Origin of the sequence: Pseudomonas weihenstephanensis (genome assembly GCF_016812185.1) — a bacterium.
In the GTDB taxonomy this organism is placed as follows: Bacteria; Pseudomonadota; Gammaproteobacteria; order Pseudomonadales; family Pseudomonadaceae; genus Aquipseudomonas; species Aquipseudomonas weihenstephanensis.
The window spans coordinates 555,757-577,769 of the sequence record NZ_JAAEBV010000003.1 but is presented as its reverse complement, the minus strand read 5'-3'; the positions used below and the strand labels follow the sequence as shown (position 1 = coordinate 577,769).

The following is a 22,013-nucleotide window of genomic DNA, read 5'->3' as shown; positions in this document are numbered from 1 at the left end:
TCGGCAAAACTGCGGTAATCATAAAGCCAGACGCTCAAAGATGCTTGCAACAGGCAATAAAAAGCCCGCCGAAGCGGGCTTTTACCTTGCGGGTGATGATTAGTCGTCGCGGCTCATGATGCCGAAGATTTGCAGCAAGCTGATGAACAGGTTGTAGATCGAAACATACAGGCTGATGGTCGCCATGATGTAGTTGCGCTCACCGCCATTAATGATGGCGCTGGTCTGGAACAAGATGCAGACCGACGAGAAGAGCACAAAGCCTGCGCTGATAGCCAATTGCAGGCCGCTGATCTGGAAGAAGAAGCTCGCCAGCGTCGCCCCCAGCAGCACAAAGAAGCCTGCGGTAATGAAGCCACCCAAAAAGCTCATGTCCTTACGGGTGATCAGTACATAAGCAGACAAGCCGCCGAAAACCAGCGCTGTCATCGCAAACGCCGACCCCACAACCTCGGCGCCACCTTGCATGCCCAGATAGCGGTTGAGGATTGGGCCCAACAGGAAACCCATGAAACCGGTCAGTGCGAACGTCGATACCAAACCCCAAACCGAGTCACGCAGCTTGTTAGTCAGGAAGAACAGCCCGTAAAAGCCGATCAGCACCACGAAAATATTTGGGTACCCGACCCGCATCTGTTGTGCGACAAACGCCATCACACCGCTGAAAGCCAGTGTCAAAGCGAGTAAGCCATAAGTGTTGCGCAGGACACGGCTAACCTCTAGCTGCTCGGCCTGCACGCTGTTATTAACAGCGTAATCCTGTTCGCGCATGGCGATACTCCTGTGTTTGGAAATGTTAAGTAGCAAAGATCATAGCAGAGGCTCTGTAACAAGCGCTCAAGAGAGTTTGACAACGTGTTTCATTCAGGTATTATGGCGCCCGCAACAACGTTAGGAGGTGTGGCCGAGTGGTTTAAGGCAACGGTCTTGAAAACCGTCGACTGTAACAGGTCCATGAGTTCGAATCCCATCGCCTCCGCCATATTGCTACACCGCAGAGCCCGCCTTTTGGCGGGCTTTGTCGTTTCTGGGGTTTGGGGAAGTTTTCTCTGCGAGCTGTGTCGTTTGCGCATTTGTTCCGGCCGTTTCCGCAAGTCGGGCTGAATTTAACTCAGCGGGTGGGCTTCACTATCTCTCCAGCCCGACGGTAAACCGTCTCAGTTATTCGCTTGTCGGTATGCCCCCAGAAGACGGCTTGCGTCACCCAAATCTAGGGTTTCACTCGCTGCTTTGGGGCGGATATCGCGGAATTGAAACCACCGAATGCTCTCGGCCAGCTTGATATCGCCATTCTCCTTCCTGTTTGATTGCCTCGTTACGAGCATCATCAAAGCGCAGGCGCAGCATGGGCGCAGTCACCTTCCGACCGTCCTCTGTGACAACCAAGTAGGGGTTGCGGTCGCCACTACGCAGTCGGGTCAACGAACTATTTACGCAAAGCCCAAGCGCTGCTGGCAGCCGCAGTATCGTGTCTTCCCTTTTGAATCAACTGCAGAGGCGTTGCGGTACGTCGAGCAGGGCAGATCAAAAGGTAAAGTCACCCTAAAAATCAAGTAAGTGCGTTACAAAAAACTCGTAGATAACGTGTCTGCCCCAAATATCACATCCCAGCACCTGAATCAGAGGCGCAGCCATCGCACAGCAGACACACGCAGAAGTAGCTGCAACTAGCAGTCTGACTTTTAGAACAGCCGCTAATCACCGGCAAATTTTCGTGCAGTTGCAGACCACGTTGAAATTGAAAAGGGTCGGTGTGGCGATCGGGATAATACATAGATCAACTTGCCACTTTTGTCTGGCAAGTTGATCTGCGTTTTTCAGATTACCGCGTAGGCAAGCGCTGCAAGTTGCTGAGCGCGTGGATCAATCATTGTGTGAGCGCCTGAGGTGGTTGTCACAAAGCTGAAGCTGATCTCACGTTCAGCGTCGGCGAAGGCAATTGGACCGCCCAGGCCTATATGTCCAAAGGTGTTAGGCCCCATGCAGTGCGAGGCATCCGGATCGGCTTTTTGCTCCATCATGCAACCTAGGCCATAACGCATTGGTCGCTTCCAAATGCGATCCATGCCGTTGCTGTGCTCTTTGGTGAACTCATTGAGCATCTCTCTACTGATCAAACGCCCAGCCAGTAATGTGCTGTAAAAGCCGGCTAAACCACCTGCCGTGCTGTGTGAACATGCACCGGGCTGTTGGAAGGCCCACCACCTGGGGTCAGATGAGCGCTTGGGCGTCATGCCTGGGTTGGTAAATGCCAGGGTTGAAATATCTTCTGAGTGGGTCACAACCAGATCTCGTAATTGCTTGGAGTAAGGATCGCCGATTCGTCCTTTAGCCGCGTCAAAATGGGCGATGCGACAATAATGGTGTTCTTCAACGCCCAGGTGAACTTCTAACCCATGGGGATGGGTTATTTCCTCACGGATAAAAGTGCAAGGGTTGCGACCGTCAGTTCGGCGTATCAGTTCTCCAATGATCCAGCCATAGGTTGTGGTGCCATACCCTAGCTCTGAGCCAGGTCTCCACCACAAGGGTTCAGCAGCCAAGACATTAACCATATGCTCCCAGTCATACATCGCAGGATTGTGGTCCGGCAGTCTCAACGCCGGAATCCCGGAGGTATGGCTCATTACATGGCGCAAGGTAATCTGCCCTTTGCCGCCCTGTGCGAACTCCGGCCAGTAATGAGCCACTGGGATGTCTAGTTCTAATTTCCCTTGCTCAACCAGCATTAATGCAGCAACTGCTGCGAACGGTTTGACAACGCAAAAGGTGTTGACCAATGTATCTTCCAGCCAAGGTTTATTGCCCTCAAGATCCGATGAGCCTGCCCATATATCAATGACAGTTTCATCGCCGATCTTAACGCAGAGTCCTCCCCCTCGCTCCTGTGGATCATTAAAGATAGACTCAAAAGCACACTTGACGCTTTCGAATTCTTTCGCCCATATCCCTTTTGCTTCCATGCTTAAGGCCCCCTGCGGTTAAAGTGGCTGTTATCGAACGTGAGTGTACGATGTCGTGATTGCGATTGTGCCAAAGGTTATGGTGAAGGCGTATTAACGCCAGTGCACTGTCGCTGGATTGTGCAAGTGCAGCGGATGCAGAGTAGTAATGTGGGTTACGTGTCTGTCTGAGTTTGCGTGTAACGGTTGGCGCGTTTATAGGTGCCAAAGTCATTAAAGCGAACACCCGCTTCGGCTAATAACTTGTGAGCAAACGCTGCTGTCATTTGGCGAAGGTAGAAGGGGTCTTTAACCACGAAATGATGAATGCAGTGCGTGCTTCCGAAGTTAAAGCAAAACAACTGGAATGGCCACAGCCACCAATGATTCATGACCTGAGTTTGCTGTAAAGCATTACGGGGCATCACATCGCCATAATAATGTATGTTGGAGCTAATAAAGAACAGGCAAAACTGGCGTATTATATTGGGCGCGATGATGATAACCACTGCGCTATTAATCACGCTCATCAGCAGGGAGGTGGTTGAGGAAGGCTGATACGCAAGGCCCATCATAGAGCACGCCCATGTGTAGAAGTGATACCCCAGGAACACATACCAGCAGCCCCAGTATAAAAGGCCCATGGGTGCATTTAAGCGAAGCACTTTAATCGTTAATCTGATTTTTTCTCGCCAGGTAGGCGCACACAAAGCATTCACAATGCCAAAAATGAATCCATCGACAAGTTTTAATAAGCGCTTGGCGCCCCACGGGCTACCGCTGGTGGTAATCCATGCTTCAACATCAGTATCGGTGCCCGACTCTTTATGATGGTGAAAGTGCAGTTCTCGTCTTAGCCAAGGGCTTGGCATCCCTGGCCGGGTGATCCAGCAAAGCAGCATCATCAGGTTATGTGCAAAGGGTTGTTTTCTGAAATATAAGCGATGGATTAAATCATGCTCCAATTCATGTATGAGTGACGTCAATAAAGCATTTATTAAAATGCACAGCCCTCCAGGTATCAGGCCTTTCACATACAGCGTACCCGTGGTTACCATGCCCGCCACAGAAAAGGCCATGACACTGGCACCTATCACGTTCTGATAGCCCAATAGCTTATATCGTGCGCGCAGATCATTACTGTGCTGTGTGATTTTTTGAGTAATGTCGTTTATTTGTGTTTGTTCTTTTTTTGACAAAGTAGGGGTTGAAACTTTATGTGTAGTGTTCATCACTTCATCCTTTGAAGACGATGGGTCGGTTCCGCTTCACTAGAAAAGCACATTTAAATTTTAGGGCAAGTTTTTTGAATTTTTTGAACGCTTGGCCTGACGAGCGGATATATAAATCGTTATTTTGTCTGACAATTAACTTGTTTGTGGGTCGTGATGGGGGTGGGTTATAGGTAATCATCAATTTGGAATATAACGGGCGTGGGTGGATACCGATAACGGTCAGTTACTGAGCTATTCACTTTTTCGATCCCCCTGTGTTCCCATGGCCATGACATGTAAATCTGCCTGTGTGATTCCCGGTACAACGCGTTGCGAACAACTGACTGGTGTCGTGTGTTTTTCTGCACGGGCCTACAATCCGTACAAATGCCCCTGTGAATGACCTCCATAGCCGGGGTGACTGGCGTAACCGGTAAGGATGACTCGGAGGGGGGCAAGGCTCTATTGGCACGCGAGATGAATCTGGGGGTAAGAATTCCTTCAATGCAGCGGTAAATAGATCAGTCCAAGCTATTAATGCAGCTTTCCCTACTTTGCTGGCATTACTTGAATTTGTAGGGGGAGGTAACGTCACCCAAGCGGTGTGATTCGGCATACACACACTACGAGGGTATACCACTGCGTCAACCGACAAAGCTTTCAGAAAGGGCCGGTACAGAAGTTTTGCAATGGCATGCTGATCATTGAACTTGGCTCAAATCCCCGAGCGGATCATCGGGTTGAGTAGGCGGCTCCCTAGGCTTAGCGCCTCTCCTACCATTCGGCGGAGGTCCGCGCTGTCGTCATTTTTCAGGCATAGCGCTAGGTTTTCGCCAATGGTGGTTGACGTTTCCGCGCCTTCAGGTTTTGCACGCAAAATGTGTAATCCATTGTTGGTCAGGATGACCTCGAAAAACGAAATGCCTGACATGCCGTCAAAATGGATGTACCCCACGTCAGCCAGCCATTTAATCGTGGCAAGGAAAAGACGTTCCTCTTTTTCGCAAGCCTCCCGATTAATGTCATGGGGGGATTTGTAGTCGATGAAGTCGGAAGAATCAATGTTGACGGGCAGGGGAAAGTTTCGGTAAAGGAGTCCCATCACCAAGCCGGTATAGCAGTCGAACAGTTCGATGTTGTTCGATGGCAAGGCGTTGATCGTGTGGACGTTTCTGTCTTTCAAGTGACCAGCTAGTGCTTTGAACATGCGAACCTCTGTCAGTGAAGTCTGTTTGGCGCCAGGAAATCTTCCATATGGGTATAGCACAAGGTCGCTCAGCGGCTCTGACAAGCCTCTGAGCGTGTAAGGTCAGCCCAAGATGCCTGCTGATGTTGCGGCCTTCAGCCAGTCCGGGAACTCTTCCATCAACTGGTCGTACAGTTGTTCTTCGCTGATGTCATTGAGGTCGTCCAGCGCAAAAAAACTACAGTTGTCGACTACCCGCCCCGGCATATCATCGAGTTTTTCCAGCACACCGTATCCGCGACCGCCCAAGCCCACGAACTGCCAGAAAATCGGCAGTTTGGCGGCTTCGATCATCAGTTGGGTAATGGCGCGGTTTTCACTGACGCCGCCATCGCTAATGAACAGAACGTAGACCGGTGTACGGTCTGCGCTTTGCTGGTAATAGTCGATCACCTGGCGCATGGCTTTGGGTTCGTCATTGATGCGCCGTCCCACATTCCAGTCGCGCCAGCCCTCGTTATCCTGTTCAACAAAGTGTTGATAGTTGCTCAGTGTGACGGGTGACAACTGGCAGGTTTTGGCACCGAATGCCCAGCAATCCAAGGCCCCGTCGTCGTCGAAATGCACGGCCAGTGGCAGCAGGCGATTAATCACTTCTTGTACACGGCCCTTGGCATATTGGCCGTGCATTGAGCCTGATGCATCGAGCACCAGCCCTACGCGAGCTTTTACGTTGTCGAGATTGGCTTTTGCAAGACTGATTTGGGCTTTTTTGGCCAAGCTGATCAATTGCGGTGCAGCGGTCGCGACTTTTTTCTCCAGGGAGATTTTTGCAGGCGCTGAAGCAGGCGTATCGATGACCGTTGCCCCAAAGTGGTTCACTAATGCTGCCAGGCCAGCGTTGAAACCTTGCAGGTTTGCTGCCAGGCGCCATTCACCATTTTTGCGATAAATATCTACCACCATGATGGCTTTCTCTTCGGCGAAAGTTGCGCCGTTGAAAGGGCAAGTGGCAAGCTCCTGATCCGCATGCATCACGGTGAAGTTGCTTGACTGGATATCACGCAAGCTGCCGTTTCCATCAACTGAGGCGCTGAACACCAGTCGTTCAATCGTCGCAGGCACGCGAGCGAGGTCGATGCTGAATGCGTTTCCGTCAGAGAGCGACAAGCTGTGGCAGGGGGATACGGGTTGATTGAAAAAAACCATATAGCGGTCGTCAGACAGCTTGCCTTGTGCATCGAGGCCAAAACACACGCAATCGAGTGTTAACGGGCTTTTAATATTGATGGTCAGCGTTATCTGCATCTCGTGAGTAAGGGTTGTCAGCGCGAGCCGCTGGCCTTGAGCGATGAGCATAATCAGGTGGTTTCCTTGACGTTAAGTCAGTCGTTAGAGGTAATAAATACTAAAAAAATCAGATGCATAACTGGATTTTTGAACCTGCGCTGCTATTACTGTTGGGCATCCGCAAGTGTGTATGGTCGTTACTTAATTATTGCGCCGATGCTACTTCTTTTTGGAGGGCGAATGCCCAAGATCGCCTGGCTATGCAAAACCCTGGTGGCTGCGACCTTGCTGAGTGTGTTGGCGACGCCGGTGTATTCATCGCAAGGTCGGACCCTGAAGCTGGCTATTGGTGATGAACCCACTGAGGGGTTCGATCCCATGCTCGGTTGGAGCCACGGCAGCTATTTGCTGTTGCACAGTCCCTTGCTCAAGCAGAACGAAGACCTGTCCTGGAGCCGCTTTCTGCTTAGCGATTATCAAACCAGTGCGGATGGCAAAACATGGACCCTCACGCTCAAACCTGACTTGAAGTTTTCCGACGGCTCAGCCTTGACAGCCAAGGACGTTGCGTATACCTACAACAATGCCGCCGCGAGCGGGGGCAAGGTAGACATGGGCAATTTCCTTGATGCACACGTCCTTGACCCTCTCACTGTGCGTATTCATCTCAAGGCCCCGCAAAGCACGTTCGTCAATGTGCTTGGTTCACTGGGTATTGTGTCTGCCGACAAGTACGACGCTAAAACCTATGCGCAAAAGCCAATAGGCGCAGGACCGTACCGGTTGACCAATTACCAGCCGGGGCAACAGCTTGTTGTGGAAACCAATCCGTATTACGCCGGGCAGAAAAACGACTTTGACACGCTGGTATTTGTCTTTCTTGACGAAGACAGTGCATTCGCAGCAGCGCAAAGCCAGCAATTGGGCATTGTACGAATTGCCCCCTCGTTGGCGGTCACGCCTGCGCAGGGCATGAAGCTCTGGGTGCGGCCCAGTGTTGAAAACCGGGGCATTGTGCTGCCGACTATGGCATCTGGCGAAAAGGATGCGCACGGCGATCCCGTCGGTAATGATGTGACCGCTGATGTTGCGATACGTAAAGCCATCAACTATGCAATCAATCGTCAATTATTAGCCGATCAAATTCTTGAAGGTCACGCGATTGCCGCTTACACAGGTGTGCAAGGGCTGCCGTGGAACAACCCTGAGGCGGCCTTCAAAGATGGTGACAGTGCCAAGGCCAAACAGATTCTGAACGATGCAGGCTGGGTCGAAACGGCCAGCGGGACTCGCGAAAAAAACGGCCTTCCAGCAAAAATTACGCTGTGGTACGCCAGTGGTGATGCGACACGGCGTGATCTGGCTCAGGCGGTGCGCTCAATGCTCAAGCCCATCGGCATAGACATGGAGTTGAAGTCAGGCAGTTGGGAAACCGTCGAACGAAATATGCACGCGAATCCAACGCTTTTTGGCTGGGGCAGCCTCGACCCTATGGAGCTTTACCATCACTACAGCAGCGAAGCAGCGGGTGTTGAGTTCTACAATCCTGGTTACTACAAAAATCCTGTTGTTGATCAACATTTGCAGCAGGCACTGAATGCGCCAACTTGGCAGCAAGCCGTACCGTTTTGGCAACAAGTTGAATGGGACGGTAAAACGGGCGTAGGGATTAAAGGCGATGCAGCCTGGGCGTGGTTGCTTAATGTGCAACACACTTATTTGGCCGATCAGTGCATTGATTTGGGCAAAGGTGCCCCAGAAATTCACGGTTCCTGGTCACTGCTCAACAGTCTTGATAGTTGGCGGTGGACCTGTAAGTGATGTGCTGCTTTGCCAGGTTTAAAACGATCCTGGTGGCAGGATCTACACAAAACGCGCTCATGCGAAGTCAATCGAATGAGCGCGAGCCTGCAGCGCAAAATTTACAGCGCCAAGAATTCCCCGTTTCACTTTTTACTGTCTGGATCACCAAAGCCTCTGTAGAAGCCTGCATAGGCATTGTGTCCTTTAGTGCTGTTGTCGTTGTTGCCAGCACGTTCGAGCTTATCTTTGCCATATTCTTCCGAGACTTTGCCTGCCATGCCAATACCTGCGCCAAACACTTTGGCTCCTAAGCCACCCGCAGCGCCGATTCTTTTGCCAGCCCCTTGCATCATCGCTCCGCCCAGCATCCAGCCAGCCCCTTGGGCTTTTTCTTTAGTGTCACTCTCAATGTGCAGTGCTTGTGGGAGTAATGCGTGTATTTGCTCGTTAAATGCTTGCTTGAGTGTGTCTGCTAGCGACGCGCGCTCTTGAGGATGAAGGGCGGCGGGGAAATAAGACTGCACTTCTGTCTTGATGGCTGACGTGAGTTTTTCCGACAGGGTGGACTTCGCTTTTTCGGGCGCAGGCGAAGTGAGCGGGGTAGTGATAGGCACAAGGGTTTCATGAATTTTCATAGGGGGGTGACATTGTCCGATTACTGATTAATGCCGTCCTGACTAATTTAGTGTTCCATTACAAGTTTTTGTGGGGAAAACATTCCAATCAGTTCCATTGGCAGGTTTAGCCTGAAAGGACTGTAAGTAAATAAGCTCTATGGTTACCGAAGCGCACTCTGTGCTCAGGGGAAAATGGTCCATTGAATTGCGAGACAGCATCATGTTCTTGAGTACTCTGCGAGCCAGAACCGGACGGCCTCAACAGCCAGGCTCTTCAGCCAGCACGTCAGCGATCTCTGTGGCTGTAGCCTTGCTTGGCGCAATTATGCGTTTGGCAGGTCTGCTGCTGGTGACGGCTGCGGGTACGTTTACCCTGCTCAGCTTTTCGCCGGTTGATCCGATTCGAGCTTATATTGGCAGCGACTTGTTGCATGTTCCACCCGATCAATACCCGCTGATCGCTGCACGCTGGGGTCTGGATTTGCCGTTATGGGAGCGTTTTGTGCACTGGTTTGTGCAGATTTTGCAGGGGGATTTTGGCTACTCGATGTTGTACAACGCCCCGGTCTCTCATGTCATCGGCGAGCGTTTTGCTACATCGTTCATGTTGCTGTTTTCGGCCTGGGTGTTCTCCGGGTGTGTGGGTCTTGCGATGGGAATGACAGCCGGGCGCTATTTGAATCGTTGGCCGGATCGGTTGCTTTCTACGGTGTCTTACGTATTGGTGTCCTTACCGACGTTCTGGATTGGCCTGTTGTTGCTGTCGTTGTTTGCGGTGACGCTTAATTGGGCCCCCATCTGTTGTGCGTGGACCCCAGGCAGCGATGCACAAACAGCGACGTGGGGCGACAAGCTCCGACACTTGGTGTTACCGATGCTGGCGCTGGGGTTGCTGGGTGTAGGCAATATCGCGCTGCATACCCGCTCACGGGTTGCCGAGGTGATGAACAGCGAATTCATTCGTTTTGCGCATGCTCAAGGCGATAAAGGATGGCCGTTGATCAACTTTCATGTGTTACGCCATGCCCTCACGCCAGCGGTGTGCTTGCAGTTTGCGTCGGTGGGGGAGTTGATTGGCGGCTCGTTGCTGGCTGAAAAAATCTTTGCTTATCCAGGCCTGGGGCAGGCCACAGTGGATGCTGGTTTGCGTGGGGACATCCCATTGTTAATGGGTATCGTCATGCTGTGCACGGTGCTGGTATTTATCGGCAACAGCATTGCGAATGCACTGTTACTGCGCCTCAACCGCGGGGTGGTGCGCCCCTCATGACCTACAATCCTAATCGCGCATTATTACGCCTGAGCGCGTCTTTGCTGCTGTTGTTATCTCTGATTGCCTACGGCGTTTCAGTGTCGGGCGTCGATGTGAGCGTCGACTTGCTCGCACGGCGCCAGGCGCCCTCAAGCGCGTTCTGGTTTGGCACTGACAGCTTGGGGCGCGACCTTTGGTTGCGGTGCTTTCAGGGCATGACCACCAGTTTGCAAATCGGTCTGATCGCCGCCTTTAGCAGTGGTGCGCTGGCGATGCTGGCGTCCAGCCTGTGCGCCGTTAATAAAACCCTGGATTTCATCGTTCGGGGTGTCATTGACAGCCTGCTGGCATTGCCGCACCTGCTCTTGCTGGTGCTGATCTGTTTCACACTGGGTGGCGGTAAGCAGGGGGTGATTCTGGCGGTTGCATTGACGCATTGGCCACGGCTGGCGTTGATCCTGCGGGGCGAAATTTTGCGTATCCGTGAGACTGACTTTGTGATGCTGTCCTACCGCTTGGGCAACAGCCGTTTTTATTGCTGGCGCCATCATTTGCTACCGTTACTGCTGCCGCAATGGATCATCGGCACCTTGTTGATGTTCCCTCACGCCGTTTTGCACTCGGCTGCGCTGAGCTTTTTAGGGTTCGGTCTGGCACCCCATGATCCGTCGTTGGGGCTATTACTGGCGGATGCGTTGCGTTACCTGAGCAGTGGAGCCTGGTGGTTGGCATTATTTCCGGGTTTGATTCTGGTGGGATTGGTGTTGGTATTCGATCAGTTCGCCCGGGCGTTGCAGCAATTATGGATAAGGATCTCCTGATGCTCAGATTCGACCAATTGGCAATCGATATTGCGCAGTACCACTGGCTAGGCCACAAAACCTGGCACCCGTTGTTAAGCAATATCTCGCTTGAGATTCACCCCGGTGAACTGGTAGCGCTGGTGGGTTCCAGCGGCGAAGGCAAAAGTTTGCTACTGCAAAGTGCGCTGGGCTTGTTGCCTGAAAACATGCGTTGTCGTGGTAACACATGGCTGGATGGGGATGTGCTGGGTGAGGCCGATAAAGTTCATCAGCGCGGTAAAGTGCTGTGCTATGTGCCGCAGGGCGTTAGTGCCTTGAACCCGCTTATAAAAGTGGGCCCGCAGTTGCAACGTGCGGCGTTGTTGAGTGGGACCGCGCTAAGCCTGGAAGAGGTTTTGCAACAACTTCAGCATTACAACTTGCAACCCGAACTGGTTAACGAGTACCCGCGCAGGCTCTCAGGCGGAATGGCCAAGCGGGTCTTGGCCAGCTGCGCTGCGCTTACCCACGCACGCTATCTCTTGGCAGATGAAATCACGGCTTGGCTGGATGACGAACACGCCTGTCAATTGTTGGCCCACCTCAAAAGCTTTTGCCAGCAGGGCCGCGGGATTTTATGGGTGACTCACGATCTGGCGCTGGCGGCCCGTTTTGCCGACAAAATAGCGGTGCTGCATCAAGGCGAACTGCATGAAACCTTAAGCGCACAAGACTTGCGCGAGCATGGCGGTAGCCCGTGGTTACAGTCACTGTGGGCAGCTTTGCCCGAGCAACAGTTCATTGCTGGCCGCGTACCGGCGCTTGAGCGCCAGCCTTATGCTTGAGGTGGAGCAATTAACGATTGTGCAAAACGGCCAACGATTGTGGGACTCGGTGTCGTTTCAGGTCAGTGCAGGCGAACGTAAAGGTATTTCTGCCCCCAGTGGCTATGGCAAAACCACCTTGGGCCGTGTTCTGGCGCAATGGCAAAACGCAACCTCTGGCCGGGTGACCGTGGGCGCCAAACCGCTGTTGAAAAAGGGCTATTGCCCGATTCAACTAGTGCCTCAGCACCCGGAGCTGACCTTTAATCCTTACCGCACCACGGGCGATAGCCTGCGCGATGCCTGGTCTCCCAATGCGGCGTGGCTTGATCGTATGGCGATCAGTCCAGTCTGGCTGACTCGCCGCCCGGATGAGCTGTCGGGTGGCGAGTTGGCCCGTATCGCGCTGCTCAGGGCACTGGACCCGCGCACCCGTTACTTGATTGCCGATGAGGTGACGGCGCAGTTGGATGCGCATATTCAGGCGCAGGTGTGGCAGATCCTGCTCGAAGAGGTCAAGCGCCGTGAACTGGGGCTGATTGTGTTCAGTCACAACAAGGTGTTGCTTGCGAAGGTGTGTTCAAGTATCTGGACGCCATCGCTCGACACGTGAGCACCCCAGGCCACTTTTGGGTGCGCAGCCTCGTGTGACGCGTCAAAGGCTACCGTTACGGTGTGACCAACCCATGAAATTTACAATATTCAGCCCATGGCATGCGTGCCATTTGTGCGACTTCGCGATGCACCTCCAGACGCTGGGCTTGAAAGGCGTCATCGCTTTCGCTGGTGAGTTTCAATGTCAGCTCCCAGGCAAAAAAGTCTAAACGCTCGGCCTCGGCTTCAAAGGCCTCATTCAGCCGTTCCTGGCGGTACTCCTGCATCGTTTGACCCACAGCGCGGGCTTCTAGCGGGTTAAGCGTGTCAAGTTGTTGTTTAAGATCCGGGTGTTCAGCAAGGAACCGATCAAGGGCTTTTTGATGTTGGGGGCCGGGTTCTGTCACGTGATTCTCCTGTGTTCAGCGGTGTTCATGCTGCTTGCGGTAGGCGCCCGGTTGCACGCCAATGGCTTTGTTGAACGCCCGGGTGAAGGCGGCGATCGATTGATACCCCACGGCGGCACACACGTGTTCAACGGTGTGCCCGGTTTGCAATAACTGGCAGGCATGACGCATGCGCAGCGCCAGCAAGACATGGCCGGGGGATTGCCCGGCATGTTCGCTAAACCGCTTGAAAAACGCCGAGCGTGATAATCCGGTACAGGCCGCCATGCTCTCCAGTGTCCACGGCTGCTCGGGGTGCTCAATCAATTGTTGCAGCAAGCCCGAAAGCGCCGGTTGCCGCGCCAATGCCACAAGGCCGCCGAGGTTCGGGTTATTGCTCACTTGCTGACGCAGCACATACAGAAACAGCAAATGGCTTAAACGCTCCAGCAGGGCATCGGAAGGCGCCGGAGTGCGTTGGCATTCTTGCAGGATCAACTCAAAGACGCTGCGCGCTGCGCTGGCGCCCGCATCACATGCTCGCAGGATCAGCCAACCGGGCATGGCCTCGATGATCAGGGCGGACAGGCCCGGCTGAAAATGAAAAAAGCCGCACACCAGTCCTGTGCCATCTTCGGCCAGGGGGTCGAGGGCCTGCATTGTTTGACGGGGCAACTGGCCCGCAAGCGCGCTTTCGTTCGCACTGGACAGCCGGTAATTCAAGTCTTGCAGCAAAAATAACGCATCGCCGGTATCGAGCCTGATGCCTTGCTCATGACCCTCAATGTGCAGCCAGCAATGCCCTTGCACCACCACATGAAAACTGGCGCGGGCCAAGCCCTGTGTGCTGCTGTGCCAACCGCCGCAGTAGCGGCCAACATGGAACAGGCTGGCATCCAGCTCAAGGCTCTCTAATAACCAATCGATCAGTGGACTGGACGAATTCATCTAATGGAAACACTCAGAAGCAAGTAATCGCTACTTTAGAATATGGAATCAAATTTTTATAACCAACAGACTGATCAGACACCCTTTGCAGGAGTCACTTCATGTCCCGTGTAACGCTTCATACCCTTGAAACTGCCCCTGAAGCCGCCAAGCCATTTTTGCAAACCGCTCAGAAGAACTCCGGGTTCATCCCCAACCTGCTGGGCATTCTAGCCAATGCGCCAGCGGCACTGGAGACTTATGTCACGGTTTCGGGAATCAATGGCAAGGCTGAGCTAACCCTGCAAGAAAGGGAAGTGGTGCAGTTGATTGCGGCGACCCGCCATGGTTGCGATTTTTGTGTCGCAGGTCATACCGCTGTGGCGCAGAACAAGGCCAAACTGCCCGACGACGTGGTGACGGCGCTGCGTGGGCAAACTGAGCTGCCGATTGAGCGCCTGGAAGCGCTGGCCGCGTTCACCCGCGAAGTGATTGCCAAGCGCGGCGATGTCAGCGACGACACCTTCACCGCCTTCAAAGCTGCCGGGTTCACCGAGGGGCAGGCGCTGGAGGTGATTCTGGGCGTTAGCCTGGCGACCTTGTGCAACTTTGCCAACGTGTTTGCCCGCACCCCGTTGAACCCTGAATTGGCGCGCTATAGCTGGACCCAACCGGCGTAATCTGGCGGTCCCGATTTAAAGGAGAAATCGACATGCTTGACCCTGTATTGAGTCATTGGCTGGATGCCGAAGCTGAGGCGCTAGACCTCGGGCACAGTGATCCGCAACACGTTCTGTCGCAGTTGGCATCGGCCAATGTGTTACGGGTCGGGATCAATACGCAACTGGGCGGTACGGGTGGCAACCTGGCTGACGCGCTGGAGGTCATGGCCAATGTGGCCAGCCATTCGCTGGCCTCGGCGTTCGTGTTTTGGGGCCAGCGTGCCTTTATCGAGTACTTGCTGCACAGCCCGAACAGCGGCTTGCGTGAGCGCTTGTTGCCCCCATTGCTGAGTGGCCAATTGGCTGGTGCCACCGGGCTGTCCAATGCGATGAAATTCCTTTCGGGGATCGAGTCTTTGCAAGTGCGGTCGCGTGCCGAGGCTAATGGCTGGGCGCTTAATGGTCGTTTGCACTGGGTCACCAATTTACGCAAAAGCGGGTTCGTGGTCGCCGCCGCCATTGAGCGTGAAGAGGGCGGTGCGCCGTTTGTGCTGGCGATTGCTGATGCATTGCCCGGTTTGCAGCGTTCGGATGATCTGGAGCTGATGGGGTTGCAGTCGAGCAACACTGCGGCGCTCGATTTCAAGGATGTGCAGGTCAATGAGCAGTGGTTGTTGCACGACAACGCCAAGCAGTTTTTACCGGCTGTACGCCCGGCGTTTTTAGGGTTGCAGTGCGGCTTGTCGATTGGTTTGGCCAGGCGTTCGTTGCAAGAAGCCGAGTCTCACCTGCAAGGCCCGCGTTCTGCGTTGCTCGGGTTGCTGCACGAGCAGCAAGCACAATTAGAGGCGCAGGTGCAGGCGCTGAAAGCAGGGCTGCTGGACGGGCGTTTTCTGGCCGACCCTGCCGCCCTGTTCAACATCCGCATTGCCTTGGCTGAAGCCACGGCCAGCGCGGTGCAATTCGAGCTGCAAGCCAGCGGTGGCAAAGCCTATTTGTGTGCCCACGGCAGCGCGTTTGCGCGGCGCTGGCGCGAGTCGGCCTTCGTCCCGATTGTGACCCCAAGCCTGGTGCAGTTACGCGCCGAGCTGTTACGCCAGGCTCAGGTCAGTGCGCAATGAGTACGCTGCTGCTTGAGGCGCGCAACATCACCGTGGGCTATGCCGGCGAGCACGGCTGGCAATCGGTGCTCGAAGGGTTTGACGTGCAACTGGTGCCGGGTGAAGTGGTGTCGGTACTGGGGCCGAGCGGGGTGGGCAAGTCCAGTCTGTTGCGGGTATTGGCGGGTTTGCAAACCCCGTACTCGGGCAGTGTCAGCCTGCTGGGAGAGGCTGTCACTTCGCCGCACCCGCGCGTAGCCGTGGCCTTCCAGGATCCCAGTTTATTGCCGTGGTTGAACCTCGAAAGCAATGTCGCGTTCGGTCTGGATTTTGCACGCCAGCCAAAAGTGGCGGCGGCTGAACGTAAGGCGCGGGTCGAACAGGCGATTGCTGAAGTGGGGCTGCAACACGCGACGGGCCACTACCCGGCGCAATTGTCGGGCGGCATGGCGCAGCGTGTTGCATTGGCGCGCTGTCTGGCGCGTCAACCGCAAGTACTGTTACTCGACGAGCCGTTTGGCGCGCTAGACGAGATCACCCGTGCCGACATGCAGCAATTGTTGTTGAGCGTGATTGCGCGGCACAACACCGCGGCCTTGTTGATCACTCACGATATTGATGAAGCCTTGTTGCTCAGCGACCGGATACTGCTACTGGGCCACAGCCCGGCGCACACGGTAGGTGAGTGGCGCATCGATTTGGCGCAGCCGCGCACAGACCGGATTGATGAGCTGGGCGCGTTGCGCATTGAGATCCTTAAAACCCTTCGGCGGGCGAGCCGCACCCCTGACCCTGTTACTGAACCTTTGCCCGATTCGCTGGAGCTTGCACATGTGCCTGGACGATTTCACTCACACACGGCGTGACATTTTAAAACTCAGCGCCATGCTGACGGCTGCCGGTGCATTGCCGCTGCTCGCCAGCTTGCAAGCCCGTGCCGCGGCAGAGCCCGATGCCCCGGTGCGCATTGGCTATCTGCCGATTACCGACGCCACGCCATTGCTGGTGGCCCACAACAACGGGCTGTTCGAGGAGCAAGGGATCAAGGCCGAGCGCCCGGTGCTGCTGCGCAGCTGGGCGCAGGTAATCGAAGCGTTCATCTCAGGGCAAGTCAACGTGATCCATTTGCTGTCGCCGATGACGGTATGGGCACGCTATGGCAGCAAAGTGCCAGCCAAAGTGGTGGCCTGGAACCACGTCGGTGGCTCGGGTCTGACCGTGGCGCCGCACATTAGCGACGTCAAGCAACTGGGCGGGCAGTCCATCGCTATCCCGTTTTGGTATTCGATTCACAACGTTGTGGTGCAGCAGCTGTTTCGTGACAACGGTTTGCAGCCGGTCACGCGTGCGGTGGGCAGGCCCTTAGCGGCCAATGAAGTGAACCTGGTGGTGATGCCGCCCTCCGACATGCCGCCCGCACTGGCGACCCAACGAATAGCCGGTTATATCGTGGCCGAGCCGTTCAATGCCTTGGCCGAGGACTTGAAGGTGGGCCGTGTGCAGCGTTTTACCGGCGACCTGTGGCGCAACCACGCATGCTGCGTGGTGTTCATGCACGAGCACGATTTGAATAATCGCCCCGAGTGGTCGCAAAAAGTGGTCAACGCGATCGTCAAGGCGCAGCTGTGGACGCGTGATCACCGCGCTGAGGCCGCCCAGTTGCTGGCTAAGGACGGCCATAACCGCTACACCCCGCACAGCAGCAGTGTGTTGCAGCGCGTGCTGGCACCTGCGATCAGCGAGCGCGCAGGCTATGAGGCCGATGGCGCCATCCAGCAGGTGAGCTGGGATGAGCAGCGCATTGATTTCCAGCCTTATCCGTTCCCCAGCTACACCGAAGAACTGGTCACGCGGCTCAAGAGCACCTTGATCCAGGGCGACAATCAATTTTTGGCAGCGCTCGATCCCAAGCACGTGGCCGCTGATCTGGTGGACGATCGCTTCGTCAAAAACAGTATTGGCGCAGTGGGCGGCCTGAAGGCGTTTGGTTTGCCAGACAGCTTTGAGCGCACCGAGGAGTTTGGCTTTTGAAGGCGTTGATTCCCTCACGTAAACGTCAGTGGTGGCTCGGCAGTGCAGGGCTGCTGAGCCTGTTATTGGCTTGGTGGCTGGGCGTCGAGGTGCTGGGCAGTGGGCAAGCCTTGGCCGCGCGTTTCTCACCGCAAGCCACCTTTGCCAGTCTGTTTGAGCTGTTGGGCAGCGCGCAGTTGTACGAAAACGTATGGGTGAGTCTGAAACGGATTGTCATCAGTCTGCTGATGGCATTGCTGATGGGTGTGCCATTGGGGCTGTTGATCGGTGGCTCACGCAACCTGGAAGCCGCCACCACACCTGCTTTTCAGTTTTTGCGCATGATTTCGCCGTTGTCATGGATGCCGGTGGTGGTGATGTTGATGGGCGTGGGCGATCAGCCGATCTACTTCTTGCTGACCTTTGCGGCCGTGTGGCCGATTGTGCTCAACACCGTTGCCGGTGTGCGTGCGCTTGATCCGCGCTGGCTGCAACTGAGCCGCAGCTTGAGCGCCACGCGCTGGGAAACCTTACGTCGGGTCATCCTGCCCGGTGTGGTGGGCCACGTGTTGACCGGAGTGCGGCTTTCAATCGGCATTTTGTGGATCGTGCTGGTGCCGTGCGAAATGCTCGGTGTCAGTGCCGGATTGGGCTATTTCATCCTCGACACGCGCGACCGCCTGGCCTATTCGGAACTGATGGCCATGGTGGTGTTGATCGGGGTATTGGGGTTTGCACTGGATGCATTTGCCCGAGGCCTGCATCGGCGTTGGGCGCATGCGGGGTGATGGTCACTTTTCGCTGAGCTGTCCGTTCCCGCAGGCTAAGGTGGGCGCTGGAGCCAAGTGCTCGGTGTGGCGCTTGGTCAGGATGTACAGCACGTCAATCCCCACCAGGGTGATCGCCGCCAGATAATGTGCCCTGGGCAGGCGCTGGTCGCGTTCATAAAAACTTTGAGCGTGGCGACCCACCCCACCGGCCAGCGCCAGCTGCTTTTGTGTCAGGCCCAGTCGTAAGCGTTCTTCTTGCAGGCGTTTACCGTAGGTACTCATGTCGTAGCCTGTGCGAGGCATTCAGCGATGCTGAAAGAGTAATCCAAGTCGCAACCAGGGAAAAGGCTGATGTGACGATGGGCGCGCAGCTCAGTATCAACGGTTACAGGCCGCGGCAGGATCTGGCTGGCCGATCCTGCCGCGGGTCTTGGCTCACGCCCCGGTTTTTTTCTCGGTTTCAGGCAAAAACCAGTTCAGCAACAAAGCGCAGATACCGCCTGTGGCCACGCCCGATTCAAGCACGTTGCGCAATGCCGCCGGCATGTGTGCCAGGAACTCGGGCACTTGCGACACGCCAAGGCCCAGGGCCAGCGACACCGCAATAATCAGCAACGCGCGTCGGTCCAGCATGGTGCTGGCCAGAATGTTGATGCCTGAGGCGGCCACCGCGCCAAACATCACCATTGCCGCACCGCCAAGCACGGGTTCAGGCACCGCCTGAATGGCCCCGGCCACGCAGGGGAACAGTCCCAGCAAAATCAACATGGCGGCAATCCACACGCCAATGTGGCGACTGGCAATACCGGTCAGCTGAATCACCCCGTTGTTTTGCGCAAAGATCGAGCTGGGGAAGGTATTGAAAATACCGGCCAGTAGCGAGTTGGCACCGTTGACCAACACGCCGCCCTTGATCCGCTGCATCCACACCGGACCTTCTACGGGCTGGCGCGACACTTTACTGGTCGCCGTCACATCGCCAATCGCTTCAAGCGAGGTGACGAGGTAAATCACCAGCATCGGAATGAACAAGGCCCACGAGAAGCCCAAACCAAAATGCAGCGGCACCGGGACCTGAAACAGTTCGGCCTGGTGCATGCCGGTGAAGTCCAGTCGCCCCAGATAGCCTGCCAGTGCGTAGCCGACCGCCAGCGCAATGACAATGGCGCAACTGCGCATCCACACCAGCGGGATGCGGTTGAGGATGACGATAATCGCCAGCACCACGCCCGACAGCATCAAGTTTTCGCCATTGGCGAAAGTGCCGTTGCCCATCGCCGTAAAGCCGCCGCCCATGCTGATCAGGCCGACTTTAATCAGGGTCAGGCCAATCATCAGCACCACGATGCCGGTAACCAGGGGGGTGATCATGCGTTTCACAAAAGGCAGCACGCGCGAGATCCCCATCTCGACGAACGAGCCGGCAATCACCACACCAAAGATCGCCGCCATCACGCTTTCAACCGGCGTGCCTTGCTGAACCATCAGCGCACCACCCGCAATTAGCGGGCCGACAAAGTTGAAACTGGTGCCTTGCACGATCAGCAATCCGGCGCCAAACGGGCCGAAACGCTTGCACTGTACAAACGTCGCGATGCCGGAAATCACCAGCGACATCGACACAATCAGGTTGGTGTCACGGCTCGACACGCCCAGCGCCTGACAGATCAGCAGGCCGGGGGTGACGATGGGCACGATGATAGCGAGCAGGTGTTGCAGGGCCGCCAGAAAGCCGATCCACGGCTTGGGGCGGTCTTCAAGACCAAAGACCAGATCGCTGTTCTGGGACTCGGCTTCAAGCGGCGTTTTGGGAGAGGTCATGGCGAGCGCCCTGGAAAAAAGAGCGCGATTCTACTGGTCTTGGGCCATCACGCACAGCGTTTGCTTGCGCGGGCTTGGCATTGAGCCAAGTGCGGACTTTAATCATGCGAATGTTTTGCGCCCTGCGCGGTCGGAGAAAGCGCCGCCCCGGCTCTTTCAATCCCTGACCCAAGGACGTGTGCCCATGCTTGAACCCACCTGGACCGCCTTGAAGCATCACCGCCGTATTCATCAGATCGTGGCCACGCTGGTGCGCTTTGGCGCGCAGGACGTGCTGCTGCGTTTGGGGCTGGGGCGCTTGCTCAATGACGTCGTCGCGGCCGAGCCGGGTGACGGGCTGCCCGCCAGCACGGCGCAACGGCTGCGCATGGCGCTCGAGGCGTTGGGACCAACGTTTATCAAGTGCGGGCAGATTTTGGCCACTCGCAGCGACATCTTGCCGCCTGAGTGGGTATCAGAGCTGCAAGCGTTGCACAGCAACGCTGCGACCTTGCCCTGGGCCGAATTGGAGGCCCAGGTGCTGGACGACTTGGGTTGCGACCTTGACCGCGTATTTGCCGAATTTGAGACCCAGCCGCTGGCGGCCGCTTCGATGGCGCAGGTGTACCGCGCACGTTTGTTGAACGGCGATCAGGTGGTGGTCAAAGTGCAGCGGCCGGGGCTGCGCGCCACGATGACGGCCGATCTGCAATTGCTGGAAAGCGTCGCACAGTTGCTTGAGCAAAATGAAGCGCTGGCCGTCTACCAGCCTCGACAGCTGGTGCGCCAATTGGCGCGGGCGATGCTGGAGGAGCTGGACTTCACTCAGGAAGGCCAGCATGGCGACAGCGTGGCGCATAACTTTGCGGGTGACCCGAATATCGTCATCCCGCGCATCTACTGGGCCTACAGCAGCCAGCGATTGTTGGTGCAGCAGTTCTTGCCCAGCTTCATGCCGCTGGAGCGCGAAGCGTTGATAGCCCAAGGGCTTGATCCAGCGCTGCTGGCGCAACGCGGCGCGCGCGCGTTTATCAAAATGGTGCTCGAAGATGGCTTGTTTCATGGCGACCCGCACCCCGGCAATTTACGGGCGATGAGCGATAACCGTGTGGGTTTCATCGATTTGGGCATGGTTGGGCGCCTCGATGAGCGTCGACGTTTTGAGGTCATGACCTTTATGCGCGCCCTGACCGAGGGCAGCACCGAGGCGCTGATCGGGGTCTTGATCGACTGGAGCGGTGAGCGGGTGCAGGACCTGACTCACATTGAACGCGCTGCGCGTCACTACATGGCGCGCCACTGCGGGCGGGCGTTGAAAATGAGCGCGCTGATCACGGACTTTCTCGACTTGATGCGTGAACATCGCCTCATGTTGCCCCCCGATCTTTTGGTGTTGTTCAAAGCCTTGATCACCGCTGACGGCGTATTGACCCGGCTCGACCCTGAACTGGACCTGGTAGCGGCGGCCAAGCCTGCGGTCGAGAAAATGCTGCGTGAGCAAGTGAGCTGGAAGGTCGCCAAACGCATTGGCATTGAAGGGTTGGAGCTTGGGCGCGGGGTGTTGGGCGACTTGCCTAAACTGACCCGGTTGCTGGTGCATCGCCTTAAGCACGGCGTGCTGGATCTGAAAGTCGACATGCCAGGCATTGAAAAGCTGGAGCGCTCGTTACGTCTGGCTTCTACGCGGCTCTCGCTGGCGCTGCTGATCAGCGCGCTATTAATCGCCTTTGGCCCCCAAATCGCGGCGGCAGGGCCAGTGTGGCATGGCTTGTCGGCCATTGGCTGGTTGGCCGGGCTTGCCACGCTGGGCGGCCTGCTGGCGTTTTTGTGGAGCCTCTTCAAAGGCTGACAAGC

General features: G+C 55.7%; 21 protein-coding genes, 1 tRNA gene and 1 pseudogene. 13 read left to right on the top strand and 10 right to left on the bottom strand.

Translation table 11 applies throughout. From position 1 onward, the window contains the following. Window positions 1–99: 99 nt before the first annotated feature. Complete coding sequence (locus GYN01_RS13495; RefSeq protein WP_048366141.1) at window positions 100–771, bottom strand: Bax inhibitor-1/YccA family protein; 672 nt, start codon at window positions 769–771, stop codon at window positions 100–102. A 123-nt stretch (window positions 772–894) separates the two neighbouring features. On the opposite strand from GYN01_RS13495, the gene GYN01_RS13490 reads away from it, so the two are divergent. After that, a tRNA-Ser gene (locus GYN01_RS13490) sits at window positions 895–982 on the top strand. Between the two features lie 485 nt (window positions 983–1,467). Then, window positions 1,468–1,557: pseudogene (locus tag GYN01_RS13485) on the top strand (zinc-binding dehydrogenase); the annotation flags it as partial. A gap of 260 nt (window positions 1,558–1,817) precedes the next feature. Here the strand turns inward: GYN01_RS13485 and GYN01_RS13480 are convergent. The 4 genes from GYN01_RS13480 to GYN01_RS13465 all read right to left on the bottom strand — a co-directional run bounded on the left by GYN01_RS13480 (window position 1,818) and on the right by GYN01_RS13465 (window position 6,701). Beyond that, window positions 1,818–2,963, bottom strand: a complete 1,146-nt coding sequence (locus GYN01_RS13480) for a serine hydrolase domain-containing protein (RefSeq protein WP_203307282.1) — start codon at window positions 2,961–2,963, stop codon at window positions 1,818–1,820. Window positions 2,964–3,118: 155 nt separating this feature from the next. Continuing rightward, on the bottom strand, window positions 3,119–4,174 hold the full coding sequence (locus tag GYN01_RS13475; RefSeq protein ID WP_048366138.1) for a fatty acid desaturase: 1,056 nt from the start codon (window positions 4,172–4,174) through the stop codon (window positions 3,119–3,121). 697 nt (window positions 4,175–4,871) lie between these two features. After that, window positions 4,872–5,363 carry a hypothetical protein gene (locus tag GYN01_RS13470; RefSeq protein WP_048366137.1) on the bottom strand — a complete coding sequence of 164 codons (492 nt, stop codon included), beginning with the start codon at window positions 5,361–5,363 and terminating at the stop codon, window positions 4,872–4,874. A 102-nt stretch (window positions 5,364–5,465) separates the two neighbouring features. Next, on the bottom strand, window positions 5,466–6,701 hold the full coding sequence (locus GYN01_RS13465; protein ID WP_203307281.1) for a VWA domain-containing protein: 1,236 nt from the start codon (window positions 6,699–6,701) through the stop codon (window positions 5,466–5,468). 171 nt (window positions 6,702–6,872) lie between these two features. Here GYN01_RS13465 and GYN01_RS13460 point away from each other — a divergent pair, with 171 nt between their 5' ends. Next, a complete protein-coding gene (locus GYN01_RS13460; RefSeq protein WP_203307280.1) occupies window positions 6,873–8,453 on the top strand; it encodes an ABC transporter substrate-binding protein in 1,581 nt (526 codons plus the stop codon). Window positions 8,454–8,578: 125 nt separating this feature from the next. On the opposite strand, the gene GYN01_RS13455 is transcribed toward GYN01_RS13460, so the two are convergent. After that, on the bottom strand, window positions 8,579–9,070 hold the full coding sequence (locus GYN01_RS13455; RefSeq protein WP_048366134.1) for a hypothetical protein: 492 nt from the start codon (window positions 9,068–9,070) through the stop codon (window positions 8,579–8,581). 307 nt (window positions 9,071–9,377) lie between these two features. Between GYN01_RS13455 and GYN01_RS13450 the strand changes: the two genes are divergently transcribed. From GYN01_RS13450 to GYN01_RS13435, 4 genes are read left to right on the top strand one after another with little or no spacing between them, the layout of a single operon-like run. Continuing rightward, window positions 9,378–10,322: an ABC transporter permease gene (locus GYN01_RS13450; protein WP_048401622.1), complete on the top strand. Its 945-nt coding sequence runs from the start codon at window positions 9,378–9,380 to the stop codon at window positions 10,320–10,322. Next, window positions 10,319–11,125 carry an ABC transporter permease gene (locus GYN01_RS13445; protein ID WP_048366132.1) on the top strand — a complete coding sequence of 269 codons (807 nt, stop codon included), beginning with the start codon at window positions 10,319–10,321 and terminating at the stop codon, window positions 11,123–11,125. Before GYN01_RS13450 ends, GYN01_RS13445 begins: the two co-directional genes overlap by 4 nt. Then, window positions 11,125–11,931, top strand: coding sequence for an ATP-binding cassette domain-containing protein (locus GYN01_RS13440; protein WP_203307279.1), 807 nt, complete (start codon window positions 11,125–11,127; stop codon window positions 11,929–11,931). The genes GYN01_RS13445 and GYN01_RS13440 overlap by 1 nt, the downstream gene beginning before the upstream one ends. Next, window positions 11,909–12,523 carry an ATP-binding cassette domain-containing protein gene (locus tag GYN01_RS13435; RefSeq protein ID WP_238936235.1) on the top strand — a complete coding sequence of 205 codons (615 nt, stop codon included), beginning with the start codon at window positions 11,909–11,911 and terminating at the stop codon, window positions 12,521–12,523. The genes GYN01_RS13440 and GYN01_RS13435 overlap by 23 nt, the downstream gene beginning before the upstream one ends. 55 nt (window positions 12,524–12,578) lie before the next feature. On the opposite strand, the gene GYN01_RS13430 is transcribed toward GYN01_RS13435, so the two are convergent. Next, window positions 12,579–12,911 (bottom strand): DUF6388 family protein, encoded by a 333-nt coding sequence (locus tag GYN01_RS13430; RefSeq protein ID WP_048401627.1) that lies wholly within the window; start codon window positions 12,909–12,911, stop codon window positions 12,579–12,581. A 15-nt stretch (window positions 12,912–12,926) separates the two neighbouring features. Next, complete coding sequence (locus tag GYN01_RS13425) at window positions 12,927–13,838, bottom strand: AraC family transcriptional regulator (protein WP_048401629.1); 912 nt, start codon at window positions 13,836–13,838, stop codon at window positions 12,927–12,929. A gap of 101 nt (window positions 13,839–13,939) precedes the next feature. Between GYN01_RS13425 and GYN01_RS13420 the strand changes: the two genes are divergently transcribed. From GYN01_RS13420 to GYN01_RS13400, 5 genes are read left to right on the top strand one after another with little or no spacing between them, the layout of a single operon-like run. Beyond that, window positions 13,940–14,497: a carboxymuconolactone decarboxylase family protein gene (locus GYN01_RS13420; protein WP_203307278.1), complete on the top strand. Its 558-nt coding sequence runs from the start codon at window positions 13,940–13,942 to the stop codon at window positions 14,495–14,497. Between the two features lie 32 nt (window positions 14,498–14,529). Next, window positions 14,530–15,600 carry an acyl-CoA dehydrogenase family protein gene (locus GYN01_RS13415; protein WP_048366126.1) on the top strand — a complete coding sequence of 357 codons (1,071 nt, stop codon included), beginning with the start codon at window positions 14,530–14,532 and terminating at the stop codon, window positions 15,598–15,600. Beyond that, window positions 15,597–16,445 (top strand): ABC transporter ATP-binding protein, encoded by an 849-nt coding sequence (locus GYN01_RS13410; RefSeq protein ID WP_048366125.1) that lies wholly within the window; start codon window positions 15,597–15,599, stop codon window positions 16,443–16,445. Before GYN01_RS13415 ends, GYN01_RS13410 begins: the two co-directional genes overlap by 4 nt. Further along, entirely contained in the window at window positions 16,411–17,610 is a 1,200-nt protein-coding gene (locus GYN01_RS13405; protein ID WP_048401632.1) for an ABC transporter substrate-binding protein, read from the top strand. Before GYN01_RS13410 ends, GYN01_RS13405 begins: the two co-directional genes overlap by 35 nt. 8 nt (window positions 17,611–17,618) lie before the next feature. After that, entirely contained in the window at window positions 17,619–18,377 is a 759-nt protein-coding gene (locus GYN01_RS13400) for an ABC transporter permease (protein ID WP_048366188.1), read from the top strand. Between the two features lie 3 nt (window positions 18,378–18,380). Here the strand turns inward: GYN01_RS13400 and GYN01_RS13395 are convergent, their stop codons facing one another. Further along, window positions 18,381–18,641, bottom strand: coding sequence for a helix-turn-helix domain-containing protein (locus GYN01_RS13395; protein WP_048366123.1), 261 nt, complete (start codon window positions 18,639–18,641; stop codon window positions 18,381–18,383). Window positions 18,642–18,794: 153 nt separating this feature from the next. Then, on the bottom strand, window positions 18,795–20,180 hold the full coding sequence (locus GYN01_RS13390) for a nucleobase:cation symporter-2 family protein (protein WP_048401634.1): 1,386 nt from the start codon (window positions 20,178–20,180) through the stop codon (window positions 18,795–18,797). 184 nt (window positions 20,181–20,364) lie between these two features. Here GYN01_RS13390 and GYN01_RS13385 point away from each other — a divergent pair, with 184 nt between their 5' ends. Further along, window positions 20,365–22,008, top strand: coding sequence for an ABC1 kinase family protein (locus tag GYN01_RS13385; RefSeq protein WP_203307277.1), 1,644 nt, complete (start codon window positions 20,365–20,367; stop codon window positions 22,006–22,008). The last annotated feature ends 5 nt before the right edge of the window (window positions 22,009–22,013 follow it).